27 protein-coding genes are annotated in these 25,689 nt (G+C 64.6%); 13 read left to right on the top strand and 14 right to left on the bottom strand.

Annotated elements, in window-relative coordinates; genetic code table 11:
* The first annotated feature begins 157 nt into the window (after positions 1 to 157).
* Entirely contained in the window at positions 158 to 766 is a 609-nt protein-coding gene (locus tag DNK59_RS28605; protein ID WP_092316971.1) for a TetR/AcrR family transcriptional regulator, read from the top strand.
* Between the two features lie 145 nt (positions 767 to 911).
* Here the strand turns inward: DNK59_RS28605 and DNK59_RS28600 are convergent, their stop codons facing one another.
* Positions 912 to 1,352: a heme-binding protein gene (locus DNK59_RS28600; protein ID WP_016968076.1), complete on the bottom strand. Its 441-nt coding sequence runs from the start codon at positions 1,350 to 1,352 to the stop codon at positions 912 to 914.
* 269 nt (positions 1,353 to 1,621) lie between these two features.
* On the opposite strand from DNK59_RS28600, the gene gcl reads away from it, so the two are divergent.
* The 8 genes from gcl to DNK59_RS28560 all read left to right on the top strand — a co-directional run bounded on the left by gcl (position 1,622) and on the right by DNK59_RS28560 (position 11,156).
* Positions 1,622 to 3,397 (top strand): glyoxylate carboligase, encoded by a 1,776-nt coding sequence (gcl, locus tag DNK59_RS28595; RefSeq protein ID WP_110725355.1) that lies wholly within the window; start codon positions 1,622 to 1,624, stop codon positions 3,395 to 3,397.
* Positions 3,398 to 3,547: 150 nt separating this feature from the next.
* A complete protein-coding gene (gene hyi / locus DNK59_RS28590) occupies positions 3,548 to 4,330 on the top strand; it encodes a hydroxypyruvate isomerase (RefSeq protein ID WP_110725354.1) in 783 nt (260 codons plus the stop codon).
* A 123-nt stretch (positions 4,331 to 4,453) separates the two neighbouring features.
* The gene (locus DNK59_RS28585) at positions 4,454 to 5,347 is read left to right on the top strand and encodes a 2-hydroxy-3-oxopropionate reductase (RefSeq protein ID WP_110725353.1); all 894 of its coding nucleotides are present in this window, start codon (positions 4,454 to 4,456) and stop codon (positions 5,345 to 5,347) included.
* A 153-nt stretch (positions 5,348 to 5,500) separates the two neighbouring features.
* On the top strand, positions 5,501 to 6,781 hold the full coding sequence (locus tag DNK59_RS28580) for a glycerate kinase (protein WP_110725352.1): 1,281 nt from the start codon (positions 5,501 to 5,503) through the stop codon (positions 6,779 to 6,781).
* The gene (gene pyk, locus DNK59_RS28575) at positions 6,771 to 8,186 is read left to right on the top strand and encodes a pyruvate kinase (protein ID WP_110725351.1); all 1,416 of its coding nucleotides are present in this window, start codon (positions 6,771 to 6,773) and stop codon (positions 8,184 to 8,186) included. The genes DNK59_RS28580 and pyk overlap by 11 nt, the downstream gene beginning before the upstream one ends.
* 111 nt (positions 8,187 to 8,297) lie before the next feature.
* Entirely contained in the window at positions 8,298 to 9,218 is a 921-nt protein-coding gene (locus DNK59_RS28570; RefSeq protein ID WP_110725379.1) for an urea transporter, read from the top strand.
* Positions 9,219 to 9,239: 21 nt separating this feature from the next.
* Positions 9,240 to 10,064 carry an ion transporter gene (locus tag DNK59_RS28565; protein WP_110725350.1) on the top strand — a complete coding sequence of 275 codons (825 nt, stop codon included), beginning with the start codon at positions 9,240 to 9,242 and terminating at the stop codon, positions 10,062 to 10,064.
* A gap of 90 nt (positions 10,065 to 10,154) precedes the next feature.
* Entirely contained in the window at positions 10,155 to 11,156 is a 1,002-nt protein-coding gene (locus tag DNK59_RS28560; RefSeq protein ID WP_092316991.1) for a sulfate ABC transporter substrate-binding protein, read from the top strand.
* A 64-nt stretch (positions 11,157 to 11,220) separates the two neighbouring features.
* Here DNK59_RS28560 and DNK59_RS28555 read toward each other — a convergent pair whose 3' ends face one another.
* Both DNK59_RS28555 and DNK59_RS28550 read right to left on the bottom strand, forming a co-directional pair.
* Entirely contained in the window at positions 11,221 to 11,670 is a 450-nt protein-coding gene (locus DNK59_RS28555; RefSeq protein WP_092316994.1) for a RidA family protein, read from the bottom strand.
* Positions 11,671 to 11,817: 147 nt separating this feature from the next.
* Positions 11,818 to 12,447, bottom strand: a complete 630-nt coding sequence (locus DNK59_RS28550; RefSeq protein ID WP_110725349.1) for a DUF5666 domain-containing protein — start codon at positions 12,445 to 12,447, stop codon at positions 11,818 to 11,820.
* A gap of 256 nt (positions 12,448 to 12,703) precedes the next feature.
* Here DNK59_RS28550 and DNK59_RS28545 point away from each other — a divergent pair, with 256 nt between their 5' ends.
* Together DNK59_RS28545 and DNK59_RS28540 are read left to right on the top strand one after the other, a co-directional pair.
* Entirely contained in the window at positions 12,704 to 13,912 is a 1,209-nt protein-coding gene (locus DNK59_RS28545; protein ID WP_110725348.1) for an MFS transporter, read from the top strand.
* A 78-nt stretch (positions 13,913 to 13,990) separates the two neighbouring features.
* On the top strand, positions 13,991 to 14,875 hold the full coding sequence (locus DNK59_RS28540; RefSeq protein ID WP_110725347.1) for a LysR family transcriptional regulator: 885 nt from the start codon (positions 13,991 to 13,993) through the stop codon (positions 14,873 to 14,875).
* An 8-nt stretch (positions 14,876 to 14,883) separates the two neighbouring features.
* Here the strand turns inward: DNK59_RS28540 and DNK59_RS28535 are convergent, their stop codons facing one another.
* The 11 genes from DNK59_RS28535 to ccmA all read right to left on the bottom strand — a co-directional run bounded on the left by DNK59_RS28535 (position 14,884) and on the right by ccmA (position 23,515).
* Positions 14,884 to 16,026, bottom strand: coding sequence for a hypothetical protein (locus tag DNK59_RS28535; protein ID WP_110725346.1), 1,143 nt, complete (start codon positions 16,024 to 16,026; stop codon positions 14,884 to 14,886).
* A 119-nt stretch (positions 16,027 to 16,145) separates the two neighbouring features.
* On the bottom strand, positions 16,146 to 16,547 hold the full coding sequence (locus DNK59_RS28530; protein ID WP_110725345.1) for a hypothetical protein: 402 nt from the start codon (positions 16,545 to 16,547) through the stop codon (positions 16,146 to 16,148).
* A gap of 14 nt (positions 16,548 to 16,561) precedes the next feature.
* Positions 16,562 to 17,767 (bottom strand): c-type cytochrome biogenesis protein CcmI, encoded by a 1,206-nt coding sequence (gene ccmI, locus DNK59_RS28525; RefSeq protein ID WP_110725344.1) that lies wholly within the window; start codon positions 17,765 to 17,767, stop codon positions 16,562 to 16,564.
* The gene (locus tag DNK59_RS28520; protein WP_092320549.1) at positions 17,764 to 18,234 is read right to left on the bottom strand and encodes a cytochrome c-type biogenesis protein; all 471 of its coding nucleotides are present in this window, start codon (positions 18,232 to 18,234) and stop codon (positions 17,764 to 17,766) included. Before DNK59_RS28520 ends, ccmI begins: the two co-directional genes overlap by 4 nt.
* A complete protein-coding gene (locus DNK59_RS28515; protein ID WP_016965415.1) occupies positions 18,231 to 18,767 on the bottom strand; it encodes a DsbE family thiol:disulfide interchange protein in 537 nt (178 codons plus the stop codon). Before DNK59_RS28515 ends, DNK59_RS28520 begins: the two co-directional genes overlap by 4 nt.
* Complete coding sequence (locus DNK59_RS28510; RefSeq protein ID WP_110725343.1) at positions 18,764 to 20,752, bottom strand: heme lyase CcmF/NrfE family subunit; 1,989 nt, start codon at positions 20,750 to 20,752, stop codon at positions 18,764 to 18,766. Before DNK59_RS28510 ends, DNK59_RS28515 begins: the two co-directional genes overlap by 4 nt.
* A gap of 3 nt (positions 20,753 to 20,755) precedes the next feature.
* Positions 20,756 to 21,211: a cytochrome c maturation protein CcmE gene (ccmE, locus tag DNK59_RS28505; protein ID WP_016965417.1), complete on the bottom strand. Its 456-nt coding sequence runs from the start codon at positions 21,209 to 21,211 to the stop codon at positions 20,756 to 20,758.
* Positions 21,208 to 21,384 (bottom strand): heme exporter protein CcmD, encoded by a 177-nt coding sequence (gene ccmD, locus DNK59_RS28500; protein WP_092320546.1) that lies wholly within the window; start codon positions 21,382 to 21,384, stop codon positions 21,208 to 21,210. The genes ccmE and ccmD overlap by 4 nt, the downstream gene beginning before the upstream one ends.
* Entirely contained in the window at positions 21,381 to 22,136 is a 756-nt protein-coding gene (locus DNK59_RS28495) for a heme ABC transporter permease (protein ID WP_092320545.1), read from the bottom strand. Before DNK59_RS28495 ends, ccmD begins: the two co-directional genes overlap by 4 nt.
* 78 nt (positions 22,137 to 22,214) lie before the next feature.
* The gene (gene ccmB / locus DNK59_RS28490; RefSeq protein WP_042941197.1) at positions 22,215 to 22,883 is read right to left on the bottom strand and encodes a heme exporter protein CcmB; all 669 of its coding nucleotides are present in this window, start codon (positions 22,881 to 22,883) and stop codon (positions 22,215 to 22,217) included.
* Positions 22,880 to 23,515, bottom strand: coding sequence for a cytochrome c biogenesis heme-transporting ATPase CcmA (gene ccmA, locus DNK59_RS28485; protein ID WP_110725342.1), 636 nt, complete (start codon positions 23,513 to 23,515; stop codon positions 22,880 to 22,882). The genes ccmB and ccmA overlap by 4 nt, the downstream gene beginning before the upstream one ends.
* Positions 23,516 to 23,711: 196 nt before the next feature.
* Here ccmA and DNK59_RS28480 point away from each other — a divergent pair, with 196 nt between their 5' ends.
* Complete coding sequence (locus DNK59_RS28480; RefSeq protein ID WP_110725341.1) at positions 23,712 to 25,301, top strand: flagellar hook-length control protein FliK; 1,590 nt, start codon at positions 23,712 to 23,714, stop codon at positions 25,299 to 25,301.
* On the top strand, positions 25,298 to 25,627 hold the full coding sequence (locus DNK59_RS28475; protein WP_110725340.1) for an EscU/YscU/HrcU family type III secretion system export apparatus switch protein: 330 nt from the start codon (positions 25,298 to 25,300) through the stop codon (positions 25,625 to 25,627). The genes DNK59_RS28480 and DNK59_RS28475 overlap by 4 nt, the downstream gene beginning before the upstream one ends.
* Positions 25,628 to 25,689 lie beyond the last annotated feature (62 nt).

The raw sequence follows: 25,689 nt of genomic DNA, 5'->3' as shown, positions 1-25,689 counted from the left end.
TAGATGAAAAAACAAGGCGCGCAGCATACCGTGCCAGCAACCGCGCAGCGAGCGCGCGCAAGCGGGGAAAGCAGGCCCTACCCGGCATTCTTGAGCCTCTCGCAAAGCCGGTGCTACCATGCGCAACCGCCCGTACAGGCAAGGAATCCCCCGGTTTATGAGCACCATCCGCGAGCGCAATAAAGAACTGATCCTGCGGGCCGCCAGCGAAGAGTTTGCCGACAAGGGCTTTGCCGCGACCAAGACCAGCGACATCGCCGCCAAGGCCGGATTACCCAAACCCAACGTCTACTACTACTTCAAGTCCAAGGAAAACCTCTATCGCGAGGTGCTGGAAAGCATCATCGAACCGATTCTCCAGGCTTCCACTCCATTCAATGCCGACGGTGTGCCCAGCGAAGTGCTCAGCGGCTACATCCGCTCGAAAATCCGCATCTCCCGCGACCTGCCATTCGCCTCCAAAGTGTTCGCCAGCGAAATCATGCATGGCGCGCCGCACCTGAGCCCGGAGCAGGTGGAACAGCTCAACGCCCAGGCCAGGCACAACATCGAATGCATCCAGACCTGGATCGATCGCGGCCTGATCGCCCCGCTCGACCCCAACCACCTGATGTTCAGCATCTGGGCCGCAACCCAGACCTACGCCGACTTCGACTGGCAGATCTCGGTGGTCACCGGCAAGACCAAGCTGGATGAAGAGGACTACGAAGCCGCGGCGCAGACCATCATCCGCCTGGTGCTCAAAGGCTGCGAAGCGGACCGTTGATGGCGCTGCGTCGCCCCTCCTGCTGGCTGCGGGTGGCAAACGGGGGCGCAGGCACCGCAAGCCGCCAGACAAGTTCCCGCGAACCTTTCTTTTCGCGGCCCCACGGGCTCGGCAGCGGCCAGGGCCGGGCCCGCAAGATTGAGGACTAGGCGCTGACGCCGGCGTCCGCCGCCAGGCCCTGAGCTTCGATGGCGCTGATAGCGCATTGCTCGTCGATGTCCGAGGTATCGCCACTGATGCCGATCGCCCCAATCACCGCCCCCGCCTGATCCCGAATCAGCACCCCGCCCGGTGCCGGCACCACGCTGCCCTGCCCCAGGCCATTCAACGCACCGATGAACGCCGGGCGCTGCTGCGCGTCCAGGGCCAGCAGGCGCGATCCCTTGCCCAGGGCAATTGCGCCCCAAGCCTTGCCGATGGCGATCTGCGGACGCAGCAGGCTGGCGCCGTCCTCTCGTTGCAGGGTCACCAGATGTCCACCGGCGTCCAGCACGGCGATGGTCAAGGGCGCCGCACTGATCTGGCGCCCCGCACTGATGGCCTGATTGGCCAGGTTGACTGCGACTTTCAAGGTTAAAGCGCTCATGGGTGCCGTCCTTATCTTGTTATTGAGAAAGCCCGAGGGAAGCTTCTTGTAGGAGAAGCCCGATACGACAAATAGAACACAATGAATTTGTATTTTGTATACAATAAATCGCAAAAATCGCTACGTGCGACAAATGGACGCCGGTTTATCGGGGCTTGCGCAAAAGCAACTGTAGCTCAAGAAAATCCATTGACCTGCGTCGCTCGCCGTGAATACACTTTGCGAAAAGCCACTTGTATACAATTACAAAACGTAAGAGGCACAAAACCATGAGCAAAATGAGAGCAATCGAAGCCGCCGTTCTGGTGATGCGCCGCGAAGGGGTCGATACCGCTTTTGGCATCCCGGGTGCCGCCATCAACCCGCTGTATTCCGCGCTGCAGAAGGTCGGCGGCATCGATCACGTCCTCGCCCGCCACGTTGAAGGCGCCTCGCACATGGCCGAGGGCTATACCCGCACCAAGGCCGGCAACATCGGCGTGTGCATCGGTACTTCGGGCCCGGCCGGCACCGACATGGTCACCGGCCTGTACAGCGCCTCGGCCGACTCGATCCCGATTCTCTGCATCACCGGCCAGGCACCCCGGGCCCGCCTGCACAAGGAAGACTTCCAGGCCGTGGACATCACCAGCATCGTCAAGCCGGTGACCAAGTGGGCCACCACCGTGCTGGAGCCGGGCCAGGTGCCCTACGCCTTCCAGAAAGCCTTCTACGAAATGCGTTCCGGCCGTCCTGGCCCGGTGCTGATCGACCTGCCGTTCGACGTGCAGATGGCGGAAATCGAATTCGACATCGACGCCTACCAGCCCCTGCCCCTGGCCAAACCGACCGCGACCCGGATCCAGGCCGAGAAAGCCCTGGCGCTGCTGGACCAGGCCGAGCGCCCGTTGCTGGTGGCCGGCGGTGGCGTGATCAACGCCGACGCCAGCGAACTGCTGGTTGAGTTCGCCGAACTGACCGGTATCCCGGTAATCCCGCCCCTGATGGGCTGGGGCAGCATTCCCGACGATCACCCACAGATGGTGGGCATGGTCGGCCTGCAGACCTCCCATCGCTACGGCACCGCCCCCCTGCTCAAGTCCGCCGCCGTGCTGGGCATCGGCAACCGCTGGGCCAACCGCCACACCGGCTCGGTGGACGTCTATACCGAAGGCCGCAAGTTCATCCACGTGGACATCGAACCGACCCAGATCGGCCGGGTATTCACCCCGGACCTGGGCATCGTCTCCGACGCCGGCAGCGCCCTGACCGTGCTCCTGGAAGTGGCCCGCGAATGGCAGACCGCCGGCAAGCTCAAGGACCGCAGCGCCTGGCTGCATGACTGCCAGCAGCGCAAGGCCAGCCTGCACCGCAAGACCCACTTCGACAATGTGCCGGTCAAGCCGCAGCGCGTGTACGAAGAGATGAACCAGGTGTTCGGCAAGGACACCTGCTACGTCAGCACCATCGGCCTGTCGCAGATTGCCGGGGCGCAGTTCCTTCACGTCTACAAGCCGCGCCACTGGATCAACTGCGGCCAGGCCGGCCCGCTGGGCTGGACCATTCCCGCAGCCCTGGGCGTGGTCAAGGCCGATCCGCAGCGCCAGGTGGTGGCGCTGTCCGGCGACTACGACTTCCAGTTCATGATCGAAGAGCTGGCCGTGGGCGCCCAGTTCAACCTGCCCTACATCCATGTGGTGGTGAACAACTCCTACCTGGGGCTGATCCGTCAGGCCCAGCGCGGCTTCGACATGGACTACTGCGTGCAGCTGTCCTTCGACAACCTCAACGCGCCGGAACTCAACGGCTACGGCGTCGACCACGTGGCGGTCGCCGAAGGCCTGGGTTGCAAGGCCCTGCGGGTGTTCGAACCCAAGGACATCCAGCCGGCCCTGCGCCAGGCCCAGGAAATGCTCCAGACCTACAAGGTGCCGGTGGTGGTGGAGATCATCCTGGAGCGGGTGACCAACATTTCCATGGGCACCGAGATCAACGCGGTCAACGAGTTCGAAGACCTGGCGCTGGTGGGCAACGACGCCCCGACCGCGATTTCCCTGCTCGACTAACCCCTGGAGCCGCTGCCACAGGCTGTCATCGGGTTCACCGAACCCTGCCGGGATTGCCCCGCACGCCCTCTTGTCCAGAGAGGTCGCCGGGGTAGCCCGACTGCCACCTTGGCGCCCGCCACAGGCTTCACTGCTTCACAGGAGACCACCATGCCGCGTTTTGCCGCCAACCTGTCCATGCTGTTCACCGAACAGGACTTCCTCGCCCGCTTCAAGGCCGCCGCCGATGCCGGCTTCAGTGGCGTCGAATACCTGTTCCCCTACGAATTCAGCTCCGCCGAGATCAAGGCGCAACTCGATGCCCACGGCCTGACCCAGGTGCTGTTCAACCTGCCGGCCGGGGACTGGGCCAAGGGTGAGCGCGGTATCGCCTGCCTGCCCGATCGGGTCGAGGAGTTCCGTGCCGGCGTCGATCTGGCCATCGCCTACGCCCAGGTCCTGGGCAACACCCAGGTCAACTGCCTGGCAGGCATCCGCCCACAAGGCGCCGATGAAGCCCTGCTGGAAAAGACCCTGGTCGCCAACCTCAAGTACGCCGCCGACAAGCTGCAGGCGGTGGGCATCAAGCTGGTGATGGAGGCCATCAACACCCGCGACATTCCCGGCTTCTACCTCAACAACACCGCCCAGGCTCTGTCGATCCGCGAACAGGTGGGCAGCGCCAACCTGTACCTGCAGTACGACATCTACCACATGCAAATCATGGAGGGAGATCTGGCCCGGACCATGGCCAACCACCTGGGCCAGATCAACCACATCCAGCTGGCGGACAACCCCGGGCGCAATGAGCCGGGCACCGGCGAGATCAATTACCGCTTCCTTTTCGAGCACCTGGACCGCATCGGCTACCAGGGCTGGGTCGGCTGCGAGTACAAGCCGCTGACCACCACCGAGGCTGGCCTTGGCTGGCTGAAAACCCACAACGCAATCTGAACCCGCACGCCTGTAGGAGCCGGCTGGCCGGCGAACGCGTCGGCAAGCACTGCACGCTCCTGAAAAGCGCCTTCGCTGGCCAGCCAGCTCCTGCAAGGCCCCGTTGAATAGAGGATTTTCATCATGGCTAAAATCGGATTTATCGGCACCGGCATCATGGGCCACCCCATGGCCGCCAACCTGCAGAAAGCCGGTCACTCGCTGCTGCTCTCGGAACACCACGGCAAGGCCCCGGCCGACCTGATCGCCGCCGGCGCCGTGGCCCTGGCCTCGCCCAAAGAGGTGGCCCAGGAAGCCGAATTCGTCATCATCATGGTGCCCGACACCCCCCAGGTCGAAGACGTGCTGCTGCGTGCCGACGGCGTTGCCGCCGGGATCGGCAAGGGCAAGATCGTCATCGACATGAGCTCCATCTCCCCCACCGCGACCAAGGCCTTCGCCGCCAAGATCAACGAGAAAGGCGCGCAGTACCTGGACGCCCCGGTATCCGGCGGTGAAGTCGGGGCCAAGGCCGCGACCCTGAGCATCATGGTCGGCGGCGACAGCCAGGCTTTCGAACGCGCCCTGCCGCTGTTCCAGAGCATGGGCAAGAACATCACCCTGGTGGGCGGCAACGGTGACGGCCAGACCGCCAAGGTGGCCAACCAGATCATCGTCGCCCTGAACATCCAGGCCGTGGCCGAAGCCCTGCTGTTCGCCGCGAAGAACGGCGCCGACCCGGCCAAGGTGCGTGAAGCGCTGATGGGCGGCTTCGCCTCCTCGAAGATCCTCGAAGTGCACGGCGAGCGGATGATCAAGGGCACCTTCGATCCGGGCTTCCGCATCAACCTGCACCAGAAGGACCTGAACCTGGCCCTCAGCGGCGCCCGCGAGCTGGGCATCAACCTGCCCAACACCGCCGGCACCCAGCAAGTGTTCAGCACCTGCAGCGCCATCGGTGGCGCCAACTGGGACCACTCGGCGCTGATCAAGGGCCTGGAACACATGGCCAACTTCTCGATCCGCGAGAACCAATAACCCCCCTATGTAGCCGCTGCCTCAGGCTGTACCAAGGTTCGCAGGAAACGCCTCACGGCGGGCCAGGGACCGGCCCTGCCGACCTTGTCGCCGCCTGAGGTGGCGGCTACACCCGCTTCAAGCCCCCCATAACAAGAAATCCGGGAGTCCGCCATGTCGGTCGATCCGCAACAATTCCTCCGTGAGCTGTTCGCCACAGCCATCGACGCCGCCCATCCGCAACAGGTACTGCAAGCCCATCTCCCCAGCGACCGCAGCGGTCGAGTGATCGTCATCGGTGCCGGCAAGGCCGCGGCGGCCATGGCCCAGGTGGTGGAGCGCAGTTGGCAGGGCGAAGTCAGCGGGCTGGTGGTCACCCGCTACGGCCACGGCGCCCCCTGCACCAGGATCGAAGTGGTCGAGGCCGCCCACCCGGTGCCCGACGCCGCCGGCCTGACCGTGGCCAAGCGAGTGCTGGAGCTGGTCAGCAACCTGTCGGAACAGGACCGGGTGATTTTCCTGCTGTCCGGCGGCGGTTCGGCCTTGCTGGCCCTGCCCGCAGTCGGCATCACCCTGGCCGACAAGCAAGCCATCAATAAGGCCCTGCTCAAATCCGGCGCCAGCATCGGCGAGATGAACTGCGTGCGCAAACACCTCTCGGCGATCAAGGGCGGCCGCCTGGCCAAGGCCTGCTGGCCGGCCACGGTCTACACCTACGCGATATCCGATGTACCCGGCGATCTGGCGACCGTCATCGCCTCCGGCCCCACCGTGGCCGACCCAAGCACCTCGGCCGAGGCCCTGGCGATTCTCAAGCGCTACGCCATCGACGTCCCGGCGGCCGTGCGCAGCTGGTTGCAGAGCCCAGAGTCGGAAACCGTCAAGCCCGGCGACCCGTGCCTGGAGCGCAGTCATTTCCAACTGATCGCCCGGCCCCAGCAATCCCTGGAAGCTGCCGCGGTGAAAGCCCGGCAGGCCGGCTACAGCCCGCTGATCCTCGGCGATCTGGAAGGCGAATCCCGCGAAGTGGCCAAGGTTCACGCCGGCATCGCCCGCCAGGTGGCCTTGCACGGCCAGCCGCTGGCGGCGCCCTGCGTGATCCTGTCCGGTGGCGAAACCACAGTCACCGTGCGCGGCAACGGCCGTGGCGGACGCAACGCCGAGTTCCTCCTGAGCCTCACCGACAGCCTCAAGGGCTACCCGGGCATCTACGCCCTGGCCGGCGATACCGACGGCATCGACGGTTCCGAAGACAACGCCGGGGCCATCATGACCCCGGACAGCTACGCCCGCGCCGCAGCCCTGGGCCTGAGCGCCAGCGACGAGCTGGACAACAACAATGGCTACGGCTACTTCGCCGCGCTGGGCGACCTGATCGTCACCGAGCCGACCCGCACCAACGTCAACGACTTCCGCGCCATCCTGATTCTCGAGAGCCCCAAACATGACGCCTGACAAGAAGGTCAAAATCCTCGCCACCCTGGGTCCGGCCATCGACGGCATCGAGGACATCCGTGAGCTGGTGCAGGCCGGAGTCAACATCTTCCGGCTCAACTTCAGCCACGGCAGCCACGCCGACCATGCTCAACGCTATGAGTGGATCCGCCAGATCGAACGCGAACTGAACTATCCCCTGGGCATCCTCATGGACCTGCAGGGACCGAAACTGCGGGTCGGCACCTTCGCCGCAGGCAAGGTACAACTGGTGCGGGGGCAGGCGCTGCGCCTGGACCTCGACCCGACCCCGGGCAGCGCCGAACGGGTGAACCTGCCGCACCCGGAAATCATCACCGCGCTGGAGCCGGGCATGGACCTGCTGCTGGACGACGGCAAGCTGCGCCTGCGGGTCATCGCCAAGCACGCCGACGCCATCGAGACCACCGTGCTCAATGGCGGCGAGCTGTCGGACCGCAAGGGCGTCAACGTGCCCCAGGCCGTGCTCGACCTCAGCCCGCTGACCGCCAAGGATCGCAGTGACCTGAGCTTCGGCCTGGAGCTGGGGGTGGACTGGGTGGCGCTGTCCTTCGTGCAACGCCCGGAAGACATCCGTGAAGCGCGCACGCTGATCGGCGACAAGGCCTACCTGATGGCCAAGATCGAAAAACCTTCAGCGGTGACCCAACTACGGGAAATCGCCGAGCTGAGCGACGCGATCATGGTGGCCAGGGGCGACCTGGGGGTGGAGGTGCCGGCGGAAAGCGTGCCGCAGATCCAGAAAACCATCATCGGCACCTGCCGCCAGCTGGGCAAACCCGTGGTGGTGGCCACCCAGATGCTGGAATCGATGCGCTTTTCGCCCGCGCCGACCCGGGCCGAGGTCACCGACGTGGCCAACGCCGTGGCCGAGGGCGCCGATGCGGTGATGCTGTCGGCGGAAACCGCCTCCGGCGAGTACCCGCTGGAAGCAGTGCAGATGATGAGCAAGATCATTCGCCAGGTGGAGAGCGGTCCCGACTACCAGACCCAACTGGATGTCAGCCGGCCCCAGGCCGAGGCGACGGTGTCCGACGCCATCAGCTGCGCGATCCGCCGGGTGTGCAGCATCCTGCCGGTGGCGGTGCTGGTGAACTACAGCGAATCGGGCAGCTCGACCCTGCGTGCCGCCCGGGAACGGCCATCGGTGCCGATCCTCAACCTGACGCCGAACCTGGCCACCGCGCGCCGCCTGACCCTGACCTGGGGCGTGCACTCGGTGGTCAATGACCGCCTGCGCCAAGTGGACGAGGTGTGCGCCACGGCCCTGGAAATCGCCCAGGCCCAGGGCCTGGCCAAGCGTGGTGATACGGTCGTGATCACCACCGGCGTGCCGTTCGGCCAGCCGGGAACCACCAACTCCCTGCGTGTCGAAACCCTTCTCTGACCCGCCGCCACTGCCGCCGCAGCGCACTCGACCTGCAAGAAGCCGCCCGCAGAGGTGGCCAAGCGGAGCGAACGCTGCACGCGGCAGTTGCCGCATCCTTCGATTTCCACCATGCCTGCACAGTCCTTCAACGCTTTCTGCCCCGACTGGGCCACTGCCCTGCTTAACGGCTTCAGTCAGATTTTCCTTCAGCGCCATCCGCTGTGCGGACTGTTGTGCCTGCTGGCGATCCTGATCGGCGCCCCGGCCCAACTCGGGGGTGCCCTGCTTGGCGCCCTGGCCGGACTGCTCACGGCACAACGCCGGGGCTACGCCAAGGCCGACCGGCAAGCCGGGCTCTTCAGCTACAACGGTGTGCTCCTGGGCTTGCTGCTGAGCCTGTACCTGCCCTGGTCGGCGCTGCTACCGCCGCTGATCATCGCTGCCGCCGGCCTCAGCGCGATCCTCACCCAGCAATGGCTCAAGCGCGCTCGCCAGCCGCACAGCCTGCCGGCCTACACCGCGCCCTTCGTCGGCCTTGGCTGGCTGTTGCTGAGCCTGATGCAACCCCAGGCGCCCCTGCTCCCGGCGGCGACCGAGCTGTCGCTGTCGAGCCTGCTGGGCGGCCTGCTCCAGGGCCTGGGCCAGATCATGTTTCTCGGCCAGCCGCTGGCCGGGCTGCTGATTTTCCTCGGACTGCTGCTGGCCAACCGCCGGGCGGCGACCTGGGCCCTGATCGGCTCGGCCTGCGGCCTGGCCCTGGCACTGTGGCAACAGCAACAGGGGCAGGCGCTGTTGGGCCTGGGCGGCTACAACTGCGCGCTGGCGGCCCTGGCCCTGGGTCAGCAGGCCCGTGCTCCGTGGCGGCCCCTGGCGGGGATCTTCCTGGCTCTGCTGATCACCCCCGGGATCTTCAGCCTGGGCCTTGCGCCCCTCACCGCGCCCTTCGTCATCGCCTGCTGGCTGGTGCATGCCGCCGCCCGGGTTCTGGACCGCACGCCCCGGGACAACACACCTTGCGCTCCCCCATCCTCTCCCCCTAGGCTGCGCTGATCTTTGATTCAGGCGATTCCCATGGGTAACAGCGACAACTGGCGCCAGCGCCTCTACGTAATGATCTTCCAGACCGATACGGTGGCCGGAAGACGCTTCGACACTGCCTTGCTGCTGATCATCCTCGCCAGCCTGGTGATCGTGATCCTCGACAGCATCGACGAGGTCCACAGCAACTACGCCAACGTCCTGGCCTACATCGAATGGGGCTTCACCCTGATCTTCGCCATCGAGTACGGGCTGCGCCTGTACTGCTCGCCCAAGCCGCTGCGCTACGCCTTCAGCTTCTATGGCCTGGTGGACCTGCTGGCGATCGTCCCCGGCATCCTCGCCCTGTACTACAGCGACGCCCAGTACCTGCTGATCATCCGTATCATCCGCATGCTGCGGATCTTCCGCGTGCTCAAGCTGGCGCCCTACCTGAAACAGGCCCACTACCTGCTGGACGCCCTGCGCGGCAGCAAACAGAAGATCCTGGTGTTCCTGCTCAGCGTCTGCACCCTGGTCACGGTATTCGGCACCCTGATGTACGTGGTCGAAGGCCCGGAGCATGGCTTCACCAGTATCCCCAAGGGCATCTACTGGGCCATCGTCACCCTGACCACCGTGGGTTATGGCGATATCGTGCCCAAGACCGTGATCGGCCAGATGATCTCGTCGATGGTGATGATCACCGGTTACTCGATCATCGCCGTGCCCACCGGGATCTTCACCGCGGAACTGGCCAGCGCCATGCGTGGCGAACAGCTCAAGCATGACTGCCCGGTGTGCCGCAAGAACAGCCATGAACCGTCGGCGGCCTTCTGCTCGCGCTGCGGTAACGCGCTGTTCAGGAAACTGGAATAAGCAAAGTTCTTTTTAATCTTTAAAGAGATATAGCGCCCCGGCTATAGTCGGCGGCAAATTGCCTTCACTCTCGAACAAAAGGAATGTGCAGTGAAAAAATTCTTCAGCGCTTCGCTTCTGGCGGCCGGCCTGGCCCTGGGCAGCGCCGCCCAGGCCGCACCCACCCTGCTCAACGTGTCCTACGACGTGATGCGCGACTTCTACAAGGACTACAACGCCGCCTTCCAGAAACACTGGAAAGCCGAGCACAACGAGAACATTACCCTGCAGATGTCCTTCGGCGGCTCCAGCAAACAGGCACGCTCGGTGATCGACGGCCTGCCGGCGGATGTCATCACCATGAACATGGCCACCGACATCAACGCCCTGGCGGACAACGGCCAGCTGGTGCCGGACAACTGGGTGACCCGCCTGCCGAACAACAGCGCGCCCTTCACCTCGGCCACCGTGTTCATCGTGCGCAAGGGCAACCCCAAGGCCCTGAAAGACTGGCCGGACCTGCTCAAGGATGGCGTGCAAGTGATAGTGCCCAACCCCAAGACCTCGGGTAACGGCCGCTACACCTATCTCTCGGCCTGGGGTTATGTGCTGAAGAACGGCGGCGACGAGAACAAGGCCAAGGACTTCGTCGGCAAGCTGTTCAAGCAGGCGCCAGTGCTCGACACCGGTGGCCGCGCCGCCACCACCACCTTCATGACCAACCAGATCGGCGACGTGCTGGTGACTTTCGAGAACGAAGCGGAAATGATTGCCCGCGAATTCGGCCGCGATCAGTTCGAGGTGATCTACCCAAGCGTGTCCGCCGAAGCCGAGCCGCCGGTATCGGTGGTGGACAAGGTGGTGGAAAAGAAAGGCAGCCGCGCCGCAGCCGAGGAATACCTGAAGTACCTGTGGTCGCCGGAAGGCCAGGAAATCGCCGCCAACAACTACCTGCGCCCACGGGACCCGAAGGTGCTGGCCAAGTACACCGACCGCTTCCCGAAAGTCGACTTCCTCTCGGTGGAGAAGACCTTCGGCGACTGGCGCAGCGTGCAGAAGACCCACTTCAACGACGGCGGGATCTTCGACCAGATCTACACCAACGCCAAATGACCCCTCACGGGTGAATGAAAAAAGCGACCCTGGCGGTCGCTTTTTTTATGCCCTTCCAGTCCGTTCAAAGCGCGCGGGCCGAGTTGAACAACGCCGCCGTGGCCACTTGATGCTGCTCCTCCAGCACCGCCTCGGCCTCGACTTCGATCAGCCACTCGGGCAAGGACAAGCCGCTGACGATGATCCACGAAGACGCCGGCGGCTGACTGGCAAAGCGCTCCAGCAGCACCGCGCTGATATGTTCCTGCTGGTCGCGGGCGGCTTCGGCGATGTAGATCCGCAGCATCACCACATCCGCCATCTGGCCGCCCGCCGCAGCCAGGACGCTTGCGATATTGTCGAAGGCCTGCTCGGTCTGCTCCCGCAGGCCGGGACCGACCGTCCGCTCCTGCTCATCCACCCCCACCTGACCGGACAGCAGCAGGCGTCGGCCGCCCCGCACTTCCACCGCCTGGCTGAAACCGTATTGCAGCGAATTGAACACACTGGCTGGGTTGAACGTCGACTTTTCCATAAGGTGCTCCCGGCGCATTGAACGACCGGAAACCGTAAACCAAGGCTTTGGCGACTTCCACTGCAACCCGCGTGCTGCAACATTTGGCAATGCAAGCCTGGGCAGCGCAGCGCCGGAGCGGAATCTTCCACGCCGCAGACAACGGCCTTACATGGGCGGAGCCACCCCATCCTTGCCGGCGGAAATCGACTGCGCGGTGAGTTTGCCGTCGGCGCTCTGGGTGACGAACATCACCACCTTGACCCCGGCCTTGAGCAGGCTGCGATCACCGGGGGTGAGATTGACGATGGGAACATCGTCCGGCACCAGGATCTTCTGCTGCCCGCCCTTGTAATTGACGGTCAGGGTGCGGCCGTTGCTCACCACCAGATCCCCGACGCTGCCGTTGGTCATGCTGCTGCCCTTGGCCAGGTCGAAGGGCCGATGACCATCCCCGGTGCCGGCCATCTGCGCGGGAAAGACATGCACCTCCAGGGCCTTGAGCGTACCGTCGGCCATGGGCATCGCCGCCGACCCGATGTAGCTGCCGGGCTTGATGTCCTCGATGTTGGCCAGGGTCACCCCGCGCACCTGGGTCTGTGGCGTCAGTTCGACGCTGACGCTTTCACCGCTGTTGACATGCACCCGCACCAGGTCGCCGCTGATCCCGGTGATCTCGCCGCGCACCCCCATGCGCATGCCCGGAGCCTCCTGGGCGCGGGCCGCAACGCCCACCAGGGTGAACGCCAGAACAACGCCCTGAGCGGCGCACAACCAACCACGCAAAGACCGATTCATGGGATGGATTTCCTCGATTGAAAAGGGGGCTCGGGCCACTGCGGGGCAAATGGCGAACATGAGCATGCTATCGAACAAGATGTAAGTAAATGTATCATCGACCCTCGTCAGCGGCATCCGTCCCGGCTGGCAGCGCAACGCCCTGAATCGGTCATTTATTCCCCTCAGGAATGAATGCTATTGCCCCACCCTCTCTACTGCGTTACCGCGCTGCCTCTTAACCTTGCCCCATCTTTTCGCCGCCAAGAGAATTGCGATGAGCTCAACGACCCAGGCGCTGCCCCTGCGCAGCGTGACAATGACCCGAGGCATGGTGCTGCTGTTCGCCTTCTGCTGCGGCGCCATCGTCGCCAACATCTACTACGCACAACCCATCATCGAGCTGATCGCCCCGGACCTCGGCCTGTCCAGCTCCCTGGCCAGCCTGATCGTGTCCCTGACCCAGATCGGCTATGCCCTGGGCCTGTTTTTCCTGGTGCCCCTGGGAGACTTGCTGGAAAACCGCCGACTGATGGTGATCACTACCCTGGTAGCCATCGCCAGCCTGTTGGGAGCGGCCTGGACCCAGCAGCCCAACGTCTTTCTCCTGGTGTCGCTGCTGATCGGCTTCAGCTCGGTGTCGGTGCAGATCCTCATTCCCCTGGCTGCGCACCTGGCCCCGGAAGAGTCCCGCGGCCGTGTGGTGGGCGGGATCATGGGCGGCCTGCTGCTGGGGATTCTCCTGGCCCGTCCGGTGTCCAGCGTGGTGGCCGATCTGTTTGGCTGGCGCGCGATGTTCATTGCCGCCGCCGTGCTGATGGCGGCCATCAGCCTGGTCCTGATGCTGACCATGCCCCAGCGCCAACCGGCCCATAGCGCCACCTACGGCCAACTGCTGCGCTCACTGGGGAGCCTGCTGCGCCGGCAACCGGTCTTGCGCCAGCGGGCCTTCTACCAGGGCTGCATGTTCGCCAGCTTCAGCCTGTTCTGGACCGCGGCGCCCCTGGAGCTGGCACGGCAGCACAGCCTGTCGCAGAGCCAGATCGCGATCTTCGCCCTGGTGGGCGCCATCGGTGCCATCGCCGCCCCCATCAGCGGACGCCTGGCGGATGCCGGCCACACCCGTATCGCCTCGCTGCTGGCCATGCTCCTGGCGGCCCTGAGCTTTGTACCGACGCTGATCCATCCCGCCTACAGTGTGATCGGCCTGGCAGTGACCGGGGTGGTCCTGGACTTCTGCGTGCAAATGAACATGGTGCTCGGGCAACGGGCGGTGTATGCCCTGGACGCCCATAGCCGCAGCCGCCTCAACGCGCTGTATATGACCAGCATCTTCATCGGTGGCGCCTTCGGCTCATCGATTGCCAGTGCGGTGTACGAACACGGCGGCTGGCTGGGCGTGGCGCTGGTGGGCAGCGCCTTTCCTCTGCTGGCACTGCTGCGTTTCCTGCTGGTGGCGGACAACCGCCGAGCAGTGCCTGCCTAGGCAACTCGGGCTGAATCCGGTGATAGTGTCGGCGCCCGCTACCGGGTGCCCTCCCCCGCTCTCCTGCAAGGACAACCGATGGACCGCCTAGCCGCGATGGAAACCTTTGTGCATGTGGTGGAAAGCGGGTCCTTCTCCGCGGCCGCCCGACGTCTGAACCTGGGCCAGCCTGCCGTATCGAAAAGCATTGCCCAACTGGAGGCCCATCTGCAGGTGCGGCTGTTGTTGCGCTCCACCCGCGGCCTGACCCCCACCGAGGCCGGCCTGGCCTATTTCGAACGGGCGCGGCGCACCCTGGAAGAGGCCTGCGAGGCGGAAAACGCCGCCCGCGGGTCGGCTGCGGCATTGCATGGCACCCTGCGTGTCGGCGCCGCGGTGACCTTCGCCCGCATGCACATCGTGCCCCACCTGGGGGCCTTTCTCGATCGTCATCCCGGGCTGCAGATCGACGTGGTGCTGGACGATCAGCACATCAATCTGGTGGAAGCCGGGGTGGATGTGGCGCTGCGCATGGGCAGCCTGGCCGACTCGACCCTCACCGCGCGCAAAATCGCCGAATGCCCTCGCCGGCTGCTGGCCACCCCGGAGTACCTGGCCACACACGGCGAGCCTCGGCATCCGGCCGATCTGAGCGAACACCAGGCCCTGATCTACAACCGGGGGCCCGGCCATCTCTGGCGCTTTTTCCAGGGCGACCAGGAGCAGCAAGTGAGCGTCAGCGGCAGGATTCGGGTGAATGCCGCAGAAGGCTTGCGTGCGGCAGTCCTGGCGCATCAGGGCCTGACGACCGCCTCGCAATGGATGTTCGCCCCGGAGCTGGCCAACGGCGCGGTCAAGGCGCTGCTGACCGACTGGCAGCTGCCACAGCAGCAACTGTGGGCGGTGTTTCCCGGCGGGCGCCTTGTGAGTGCCAAGGCCCGGGCCTTTGTCGAGTACGTGGAGCAGTTGCTGGAGCACCTCTGAAACACGCTTCAGATGCGCTCGCGGACCAGTACCTCGATGTTCAGCGCCTCGCCCCAGCGCCGCAGCCGCTCGATCAGGCCCTGATCGGTTTCGCCGACCAGGTACAGGATGTCGATGGTCTGAGTGGCGGCCCACTGCACGAACTCGCTGCCATCGAACCCGGCCAGGGTCTCGAGCCGGAATTCGTTTTCATAGAAACCCGGTGAGACCGGAATCGGCGTGTCCTGGGGACCGGGCGCGCCGATGAAATCGCAGCCCAGGTGCACCACGCCCCAACGGGCGACCCGCCAGTTGCCCAGGGCTTCGTCCAGCCGGGCCCGAGCCCCACGGGCAAAGCCCAGGCCATCGATGATCACGCGGCGATTGACGATCAGCCACAGCTTGCGCCGCCGCGGTGCCTTGAGCAGTACTTCGCCGGTGACCTTGGAGGCGCGCAATGCCAGAGCGATCACCAGCAGCAAGGGCACGAAGTAGCTGTAGAGTTTCTCGGTATCGCTGACCGCCACCAGGCCATTCAGGCGATGCACCTCGGCGCGCTGCTGTTCCAGTTCCTTGATGCTTCCACTCAAGCCCTGCAGCCACTGGCTGATGGGAGGCGCCGTGTATTCGCCGCGGATATCCCCCAGCGCCTGCTGCACCTTGATCACCGCCAAGGCCGAAAGGCGTCCGTCGGGGCCGCGTTCCAGTGCCGCAAAACGTTCGCACAGGCTCATGACCTGGGCCGCATCCTGGGGTTCGTAGCGCTCCGCTGCCGCCTTGCAGTGCTCGCCGCCCAGCATGTCGTCGATCTCCGTGGCCAAGCGCCGCTGCAGTGCGGCCTGGGCCTGCTGGGCCAACTGATAGTCGCTCTGGAACCAGTCCACGCGCACCGCCTGGGTGGCGCTGATCAGGGCCAGCGAGGCCAGCAGAAGCCAACCGTAGTCCACGCGCTTCCAGCCGATCTCGCCCAGGCGCCAGACCGATATGAAGCTCCAGCAGAAGAAGTAGTACATGAAGGCGAACGCCACCAGCAGGCAGGCCGGCTCCAGTGACAGGTAGATCAGCTCCGGCACCTCGGCCGGGCCAAAGCCATACACCAGAGCCAGCACACAGATCAGCGCTAGCCAAAACACCATCGGCGCAAAATAGGGTTTGTTCAGGTCATTCTTCATCGGGCGCTCAACGGCTGATACTCGGGAACACCCCGCTATATCGGCCAGGCATCCCGAGGCTTAAATAATCCACCCCGGGCGCGTGCTCTGGCCTGCGCCTCTGCAGTTATCGGACGAGGTTATTGGTACTGGCGGCCGAGCCCTGCGGGTACACCATGAACATCAGTGTCTTCCCAAGGTCCGTCGGGGCTGATGGAGCGGCTCCAACCATTGTTCCAGCGGTAATAGGTGCGCTGGCGGTAGAACGTGTTGTTCTGGTCGTCCAGCACATAGACCCCGAGCCGGGCGTCCCAGTGACTGTGCCCACCCGGCGGCGGGGCAAAACTGGCGGAGGTACGAGGCTGGGGTTTGGCAGCAGGGATCGGCGCGCTGTGCTTGCCCGGGGCCGTGGACGGCGCCGGGCGAGTGCTCGGCCCCACGGGCGGAATGGGTTCAGAGGAGGTTGGCGCCGGCCGCTGGACCGTACACGCGCTCAACCCCAGGACCAGTGACAACAGGGTGATACGAGCGATGGCGGTCATGGCGGCTTCTCTGGTTATTGATCCGGACTGTCGATGGTCAGCTGTTGCGCGGCCGTGGTGCTGCTGGGCAATGGCTGGCTACGCCCAACCCACTCGCCGGCCGTTGGCTTGCCGGCGCGGGAAATGCGCGCGACCAGTTGGACTTCAGGGAAGTTCGACAGTTTCAACTGCGGCATCATCGCGTCGCTATCGCCCAGTTCGACTGTAGCCGGCAGATCGGCCACGGTCAGGCGCTTGGCCGCCAGCGGTGCGGGCGGGCCCTGGGTGGCACGGGCGAAGATGAACACGCTGTCGCCCGGCTGGACCTTGGCCTTGAGCTGCGCTGCCAGGTCGACCCGAACCTTGAGCACCGCGCCCTTGGCCTGGGCCACAGGCTCGCTGGCAACCTTGCCGCCAGCGGCCACCAGCTTCTCGCTGGCCCGCTCGATCCCGCCCTGCAGTGCTGCACGGGAATTGTCGTCCGGCGGCAGTTGCGCCTGCAGCCGTTTCCAGTAATCGATGGCGTCCTGGTAGCGCCCGCCTTCGAAGGCGGCGATCCCCAGCAGCCCGAGGCTGGTGACTTCGTTGGGGTCGGCTTTCAGCGCTTCGTCGGTCAGGCCCTGGACCTTGTCCGACCATTGCTTGTTGTCGGCGAAGTACTGGGCCTGGGCCCATTGCCCCAGGAGTTCGGGCTGACGGCCGGCCACGGCTACGGTGCGTTCGAAGATCTTCGCCGCGTCTGCCGGGCGATCCTGGGCCATGTAGGTGCGTCCGAGGAAATACAGGCCTTCGGCAGAATCCGGCTGGGCCGCCACCGCGCGCTCCAGGCGCCGGGTCATTTCCTCCATGGACTGCGGCGCCTGGGCGAATTCCCGGGTCAGCTCGACCTTGTCGCTGGCACCAAAATGCAGGTACAGGCCCAGGCCCAGCACCGGCACCAGCAGCGCCGCCAGCAATGGCAGCGGCTTGCCCAGGCGCGAAGTACGAGCCGTGCCGCTGCCTTCGGTGTCCGCCAAGAGTTCCCGGGCCGCTTCGGCGCGCCCGGCGTCCATCTGCTCGGCACTGAGCACGCCTTCGGCTTGCTGGCCGTGCAGTTCGGCCACGCGCTCTTCATAAAGCGCTACGTTCAGCGCGGTACGATCCTCTTCACGCTGGGCACGACGCTCGCGCAATACCGGGATCAACAGGAAACTCAGGGCGATCAGGAGCAGCAGGCCTGCTGCAAGCCAGAAATCAATCATGGGTGGTTTTTATCCAGCAGTTGGTCGAGGCGCTGACGCTCTTCGACGGAAAGCGTATTCGGGCTGTCGCTGCGCTCCACGCGCCGACGCCGGACAATCACGGCAATGATCACCAGGCCGCCCAGCAGCAGCCCGGCAGGGCCGAACCAGAGCAGCGCGGTCTTGCCGGTCAGGGCCGGCCGGTAGCGCACGAAGTCGCCGTAGCGGTCGACCATGAAGTCGATGATCTGCTGATTGTCCTTGCCCTCGCCGAGCATGCGGAAAATCTCTTTGCGCAAGTCGGCGGCAATCGGCGCGTTGGAATCGGCGATGTCCTGGTTCTGGCACTTGGGGCAGCGCAGTTCCTTGGTCAGCTCGTGGAACCTTTCGCGCTCGGCGTCGCTGGCGAACTGGTAGGTATCGATAGCAGCGTGGGCCACACCGGCGATGCCCAGGCCGAGGATGGCGGCGGCTAACCAGCGCTTCATGGCTTGGCCTCATCGACCAGGGCCTGGTACTTGGCGGCCAGTTGCTCGCGCCATACCACTTCGTCGATCACCCCGACAAACTTGTCGCGGATGATGCCCTTGGCATCGATGAAGAAGGTTTCCGGGGCGCCGTAGACGCCAAGGTTCAGGCCCAGGGAGCCCTCCTCGTCACGCACATCCAGTTGGTAGGGGTTGTGGAACTCGGCCAGCCACTTCAGGGCGTCGGCGTTGACGTCCTTGTAGTTGATGCCGTAGATCACCACGCCCTTCTCGGCCAGCTTGTTCAGCACCGGGTGCTCGACCCGGCAGGAAATGCACCAGGTGCCCCAGACATTGACCAGCGCTGGCTTGCCCAGCAGGTCGGCACGGGTCAGGGTCTTGTCGCCCTGCACCGACGGCAGGGAGAACTCCGGGAACGGCTTGCCGATCATCGCCGACGGCAGCTCGGCCGGGTCCAGGTACAACCCGCGATAGAGGAACACCGCCACCACCAGGAACACCGCCAGGGGCAACATCATCATCCAGCGTCTCATGCCGTAGCTCCTGTCATGCCCAGCGCTTCGCGCACGCGGCTTTTAACCTTGATCCGGTAACGCCGGTCCATGGCCGCGAGCAAGCCACCAAAACCGGTGAGCAGGCCGCCGAACCAGATCCAGCGCACGAACGGCTTGACGTGCACCCGCACCGCCCAGGCGCCCTCACCCAGGGGTTCGCCCAGGGCCACATACAGGTCACGGGTGAAGCCGGCATCGATCCCGGCCTCGGTCATCATCGAGCTCTGCACGGTGTACAGGCGCTTTTCCGGGTGCAGCACCGCCACTTCCTTGCCATCGCGCACCACACGCACGGTGCCCTTGTCAGACGTGAAGTTCGGCCCTTCGAAATGCTTGGCGCCCTCGAAGATGAAGTGATAGCCGGCCAGTTCCATGGATTCACCCGGCGCCAGGCGCAGGTCGCGCTCGGCGCTGTTCTGGCTCGACAGCACCACGCCCAGGGCACAGACGGCGATGCCCAGGTGCGCCAGTTGCATGCCCCAGTAACTGCGGGTCAGGCCGGGCAGCCCCTTGATCAGGCCCTTGTGCCGGGTCTTGTCGAAGATGTCGCGCACCCCGGCCAGCAGCACCCAGGCCGCCAGCAGGAAGGTCGCCAGCACCGCCCAGTTGAAATCGCCGTAGGCAATCCCCGCCACCACGGCCAGGGCCACGCTACCCAGCAATACCGGACCGAGCATGCCCATCAGCCATTTCACCGGGGTGTCCTTCCAGCGCACCAGCACGCCCACCGCCATCACCACCATCAGCAGCGCCATCAGCGGGATGAACAACGCGTTGAAGTACGGCGGCCCCACCGACAGCTTGGCGCCGCTCAGGGCATCCAGGACCAGCGGGTACAGGGTGCCCAGCAGAATCATCGAAGCTGCCACCACCAACACCAGGTTGTTGCCCAGCAGCAGGGTTTCACGGGACCACAGGTTGAAGCCCACATGGCTCTTGACCACCGGCGCGCGCAGGGCGAACAGGGTCAGCGAGCCGCCCACCACGAACAGCAGGAAGATCAGGATGAACACGCCACGCTCGGGATCTGCGGCGAAAGCATGGACCGAGGTCAGGACCCCGGAGCGCACCAGGAAGGTCCCCAGCAGGCTGAGGGAGAAGGCCGCAATCGCCAGCAACACGGTCCAGCTCTTGAATACCCCGCGCTTTTCCGTGACCGCCAGGGAGTGGATCAGCGCCGTGCCCACCAGCCAAGGCATGAACGAGGCGTTTTCCACCGGGTCCCAGAACCACCAGCCACCCCAGCCGAGCTCGTAGTAGGCCCACCACGAGCCCAGGGTGATACCGATGCCGAGGAAGGCCCAGGCGACAATGGTCCAGGGCCGCGACCAGCGGGCCCAGGCGGCGTCCAGGCGACCGCCCAGCAACGCCGCGATGGCAAAGGCGAAGGCCACCGAGAAACCGACATAGCCCATGTAGAGCATCGGCGGATGAACGATCAGGCCGATGTCCTGCAGCAGCGGATTGAGGTCACGCCCATCGGCCGGCACCTGCGGCAGGATCCGCGCGAACGGGTTGGAAGTGACGATCAGGAACGACAGGAAGCCGGTGCTGATCAGGCCCATTACCGCCAGCACCCGGGCCAGCATCACCTGGGGCAACTGGCGCGAGAACACCGACACGGCGAAGGTCCAGCCACCCAGAATCAGTGCCCAGAGCAGCAGCGAACCTTCATGGGCGCCCCATACCGCACTGAACTTGTAGTACCAGGGCAAGGCGCTGTTGGAGTTGTGGGCCACATAGGCCACCGAGAAATCGTCGGTCATGAAGGCATGGGTCAGGCAGCCGAAGGCGAACACCAGGAAGGCGAACTGCCCCCAGGCCGCCGGCTGGGCCAGGCTCATCCACAGCCGATCGCCGCGCCAGGCCCCCAGCAGCGGCAGCACCGCCTGGACCAGGGCAAAGCACAGGGCGAGGATCATCGCCAGTTGGCCGAGTTCAGGAATGAACAGTGCGGAACTCATGGCTTAACCCTCTTTGGCTGGTGTCGGTGCCGACTGGCCGCTGTCTTTCAACGCCTTGGTGACTTCCGGCGGCATGTACTTCTCGTCGTGCTTGGCCAGCACTTCATCGGCCACCACCACGCCATCGGCATTGAGCTTGCCCAGGGCAACAATGCCCTGCCCTTCGCGGAACAGGTCCGGGAGGATGCCACGGTAGGTGATGGTCACCGACTTGTTGAAGTCGGTGACCACGAACTTGACGTCCAGGGAGTCGGCGGAGCGCTCCAGGGAACCGGCCTGGACCATGCCTCCAGCACGAATCCGCGTGTCCAGCGGCGCTTCGCCGTTGGCAATCTGGGTCGGGGTGTAGAACAGGTTGATGTTTTCCTTCAGCGCGCTGAGGGCCAGGCCGACGGCGATGCCGACGCCCACCAGGATCGCCAGGATGATCAAAAGACGCTTTTTACGCAGCGGATTCACTTACCGTTCTCCCGGCGCAGACGACGCGCCTCTTGTTGCAGATAACGCTTGCGGGCCAGGATCGGCTCCGCCACGTTGACGGCCAGGACCGCCAGGCAGATGCCATAGGCCGACCAGACATACAGGCCGTGATGGCCCATGGCGAGAAAGTCGCTGAAGGATGCAAAACTCATCGAACGCTCTCCAGGCAACCTTGGACTTCGGCCTTGACCCAACTGGCCCGGGCTTCGCGCTTGAGCACTTCCAGGCGCATGCGCAGCAACAGCACGGCACCGAAGAAGCAGTAGAAGCCCAAGGCGGTGAGCAGCAGCGGCAGCCACATTTCCACCGGCATCGCCGGTTTCTCGGTGAGGGTGAAGGTTGCGCCCTGGTGCAGGGTGTTCCACCACTCCACCGAGTACTTGATGATCGGGATGTTCACCACGCCGACAATGGCCAGCACCGCACAGGCCTTGGCGGCGCTGTCACGATTGCTGATGGCGTTGCCCAGGGCAATCAGACCGAAGTACAGAAACAGCAGGATCAACATCGACGTAAGTCGTGCATCCCAGACCCACCATGAGCCCCAGGTCGGCTTGCCCCAGATGGCCCCGGTCACCAGCGCCACGGCGGTCATCCAGGCGCCGATCGGCGCTGCGCATTGCAGCGCCACGTCCGCCAGCTTCATCTTCCACACCAGGCCGACCACGCCGCAGACCGCCAGCATCACGTAGCAGGACTGGGCCAGCATCGCCGCCGGAACATGAATATAGATGATGCGAAAGCTGTTGCCCTGCTGGTAGTCCGGCGGCGCGAAGGCCAGGCCCCAGACCACACCGACGGCAATCAGCAACACCGCGGCGATGCTGAGCCAGGGCAGCATCCTGCCGCTGATGCCGTAGAACCATTTAGGCGAGCCGAGCTTATGAAACCAAGTCCAGTTCATTCACTGTTTCCATCACGGTTGCTCTTCGCTTTCACGAACAGCCAGGGTCTTTACTGGTCAAAAAACAACCAGACCTCATTATTCGCCGACGCTGATCTTCAGGCCAGCAGCTATTGCAAAGGGTGTAAGGGTCACTGCCAGGGCGGTCAGGCTCCCAAGCCACAGCAGATAACCTGTCGCCGGCATGCCCTGCAGCGCCGCCTGCAAGGCGCCACTGCCGAGAATCAGTACCGGGATGTACAAGGGCAGGATCAGCAACGCCAGCAGCAAGCCACCGCGCTTCAACCCCACCGTCAGTGCAGCGCCCACGGCGCCCAGCAGGCTCAGCACCGGAGTGCCCAGCAGCAATGACAGCAGCAACACCGGCAGGCAGGCGGTAGGCAAGCCGAGCATCAAGGCCAGCAAGGGTGCAAGCAATACCAGTGCCAGGCCGGAAAAGGCCCAGTGTGCCAGTACCTTGGCCAAAACCAGAAGAGCCAGGGGGTGCGACGAAAGGACCCACTGTTCAAGGGATCCATCCTCGAAATCACTGCGAAAAAGCCCGTCTAGCGAGAGCAGGACGGACAATAGGGCCGCCACCCACACCAGCCCCGGAGACAAGGTTTGCAACAGATTTGTCTCAGGTCCCACGGCCAATGGGAACAGCGCGACGACGATGGCGAAAAACACCAGGGGATTGGCCAGCTCCGCCGGACGTCGGAACAGCAAGCGCGCTTCACGGGCCAGCAATTGGGCAAATACGCTCATGCCGCCCACCGTCCCAGGTCCAGATCGCGGTAGCCCGACGGCATGCGAGCCAGAGTGTGGTGAGTGGTCAGGACCACCATGCCGCCGCGTTCGCAATGATTGGCCAGGTGCTCCTCGAGCTGGGTCACGCCCTGTTTGTCCAGAGCAGTGAAGGGTTCGTCGAGGATCCACAGCGGTGGGCCGTCCAGGTACAACCGGGCCAGGGCCACGCGGCGCTGCTGGCCGGCGGACAGGGTGTGACAGGCGACGTCCTCGAAACCGCGCAGGCCGACAGCCGCCAGGGCCTGCCAGATAGCGTCGCGCGTGGCCCGCTGGTGCAGGGCACAGAGCCAGTTGAGATTTTCCTCGGGAGTCAGGACATCCTTGATTCCGGCGGCGTGGCCGATCCACAACAGGTTGCGCGCCAGTTCAGCACGCTGGCCATGCAAGGGCTGGCCATTGAGCAGTACCTGGCCACTGGTGGGTTGCATCAGGCCGGCGAGCAAGCGCAGCAGGCTGGTCTTGCCACTGCCGTTGGGGCCGCTGATCTGCACCATGTCTCCGCCGGTCAGACGCAACTCCAAGTGTTCAAACAGCATCCGCCAGTCGCGCTCGCAAGAGAGTGCTATGGCTTCAAGAAGAGGGCTGGTCAAGGGATGGTGGACCTTTACGGGTTCAAGTCGGCAGTGGAGCGGCCGTTAAAGGGATGCAGGATAAATGCATTGGCGGCCTGTTCTAGAGAGCTGCGTCAAACATTTGCAATGTTTTCCCCACTCCCCCAAAGACGGGCGGCATTATACATGCGAAGCCCTACTCTAAAGAGGGCTAATTTCCACAGGTTGTGTCCGAATGACAGGCGAAATAAACATCCTGCCACTGCCCCAGGTGCCCGCTCCCGGCCCCTTGCGCCCTCAGCCGATCAGCGGCGAACTGCTCAAGCTGGTGCCGCCCCTGGAGGGCTTGATTGCCGCCGGCCAGAGCGCCAAGGCCGAAGTGCTGTCGCTCAAGCAGACCGACCAGACCTTCCAGCTGCTGCTCAAGGTGACCCTGGACAACGGCCGGCAAACCACCGTGCAGGCCACCAGCAGCCAGCCCTTGCCCCAGGGCACCAGCCTGGCGGTGATCCAGCCTTCGGCCGGCAACCTGGCGATCACCGTGCAGCAGGCCATTGCCTCCAACGTTGCGGCCCTGACTCGCCTGGACACCAGTCAACTGCCCCCGGGCACCCTGCTCCAGGGCAAGGTCCTGACGAGCCAGCCGCTGCCCCAGGGCACCAACCAGCCGCTGATCTATCGCTCGCTGGTCAGCCTGCTCAATACCGCTCAAAGCGGCGCCACCTTGAGCATCGACAGCCCGCAGCCGCTGCGTATCGGCAGCCTGCTCAGCGCCCTGGTAGCGGATGCGCAGACCCTGAACTTCGTCCCCCTGGGCAACCGCCAGGAGCAACTGGCCATCGCCGCACAACTGGCCAGCCAGCAAAGCCGCCAGGGCTCCCTGAGCGGGCTGATCAACCTCCTGCAGAACCTGCCCACCGGCAGCGAACTGTCCACGTCATCGGCCGACCTGCGGGCCGCCGTGGAACGCTTGCTGGCCGGCCTGCCGGACCAGCAACAGTTGAGCACCTCGCGCGGAGTGGCCCAGGCCCTACTGGGCAGCGGTCTGTTCCTGGAAGCCAAGCTGCTGGCCGGAGCCAATCCCGCTCAGGCGCCTGACCTGAAGGGCGACCTGCTGCGCCTGATCGCCCAGCTGACCCCGGGGTTGCCCTCCTCCAGCAGCTTCAACGCGATCATCGCCGCCAACACCCTGGCGCAATCGCTGCCGAGTTTCGTACGCAGCGCCCTGGGCACCCTCGGCCAGGTCAGCGCCAAGACCTCGCCCGGCGGCTTCCCACTGCCACAGCGACTGCTGCAAAGCCTGGAAGGCGAAGGCGACCTGCAACATTTGCTGCGCCTGGCCGCCGCGGCGGTATCACGCCTGCAAAGCCACCAATTGGCGAGCCTGGAACAGAGTGGCCTGACCGACGATGGCCGGCAACTGACCACCTGGCAATTGGAAATACCGATGCGCAATCTGCAAGACATCGTGCCCTTGCAGGTCAAGCTGCAACGGGAAGAACCGCAGGAACCCGAACCAGAACCGTCGCACAAGCGTGACGAGCGCCCGGCCAAACAGGCGCTGTGGCGGGTCGACCTGGCGTTCGACCTCGACCCGCTGGGGCCGCTGCAGGTCCAGGCGCAACTGATTCAAGGACGCCTGTCCAGCCAGCTGTGGGCCGAGCGTCCCTACACGGCAGGCCTGATCGAGAGCCACCTGGGCAACCTGCGTGAACGCCTGCTGGCCGCGGGGCTGGATGTCGGCGATCTGGACTGCCACCTGGGCGTCCCGCCCCGGGGCCCGCAAACCCGATTGGAACAACGCTGGGTCGACGAAACCGCATGAAACACTCTCCGCCACCACGCCAGGCCATTGCCCTCAAGTACGACGGCCAGCAAGCCCCGACCCTCACCGCCAAGGGCGACGATGAACTGGCCGAAGCCATCCTGAAGATCGCTCGGGACCATGAAGTGCCGATCTATGAGAACGCCGAACTGGTGAAGCTCCTGGCACGCCTGGAATTGGGCGAGAGCATTCCGCCAGAGCTGTACCGGACCATTGCCGAAATCATCGCCTTCGCCTGGAACCTCAAGGGCAAATTCCCGGCCGGACATGATCCGCATCAGGTGGAACAGGAGAAAGACATCACAGGGGACGGTTACGAGCTGTAAGCCGCAAGCTTCAAGCTGGAAACTTGCAGCTTGCAGCTTGCAGCTTGCGACTTGAAGCTGCG

The sequence above is a fragment of the Pseudomonas sp. TKO26 genome (assembly GCF_003225665.1).
GTDB classification, from domain to species: domain Bacteria; phylum Pseudomonadota; class Gammaproteobacteria; order Pseudomonadales; family Pseudomonadaceae; genus Aquipseudomonas; species Aquipseudomonas saponiphila.
Note: the sequence above shows the minus strand (reverse complement) of the source record. Positions and strands in the feature narration are given on the sequence as shown.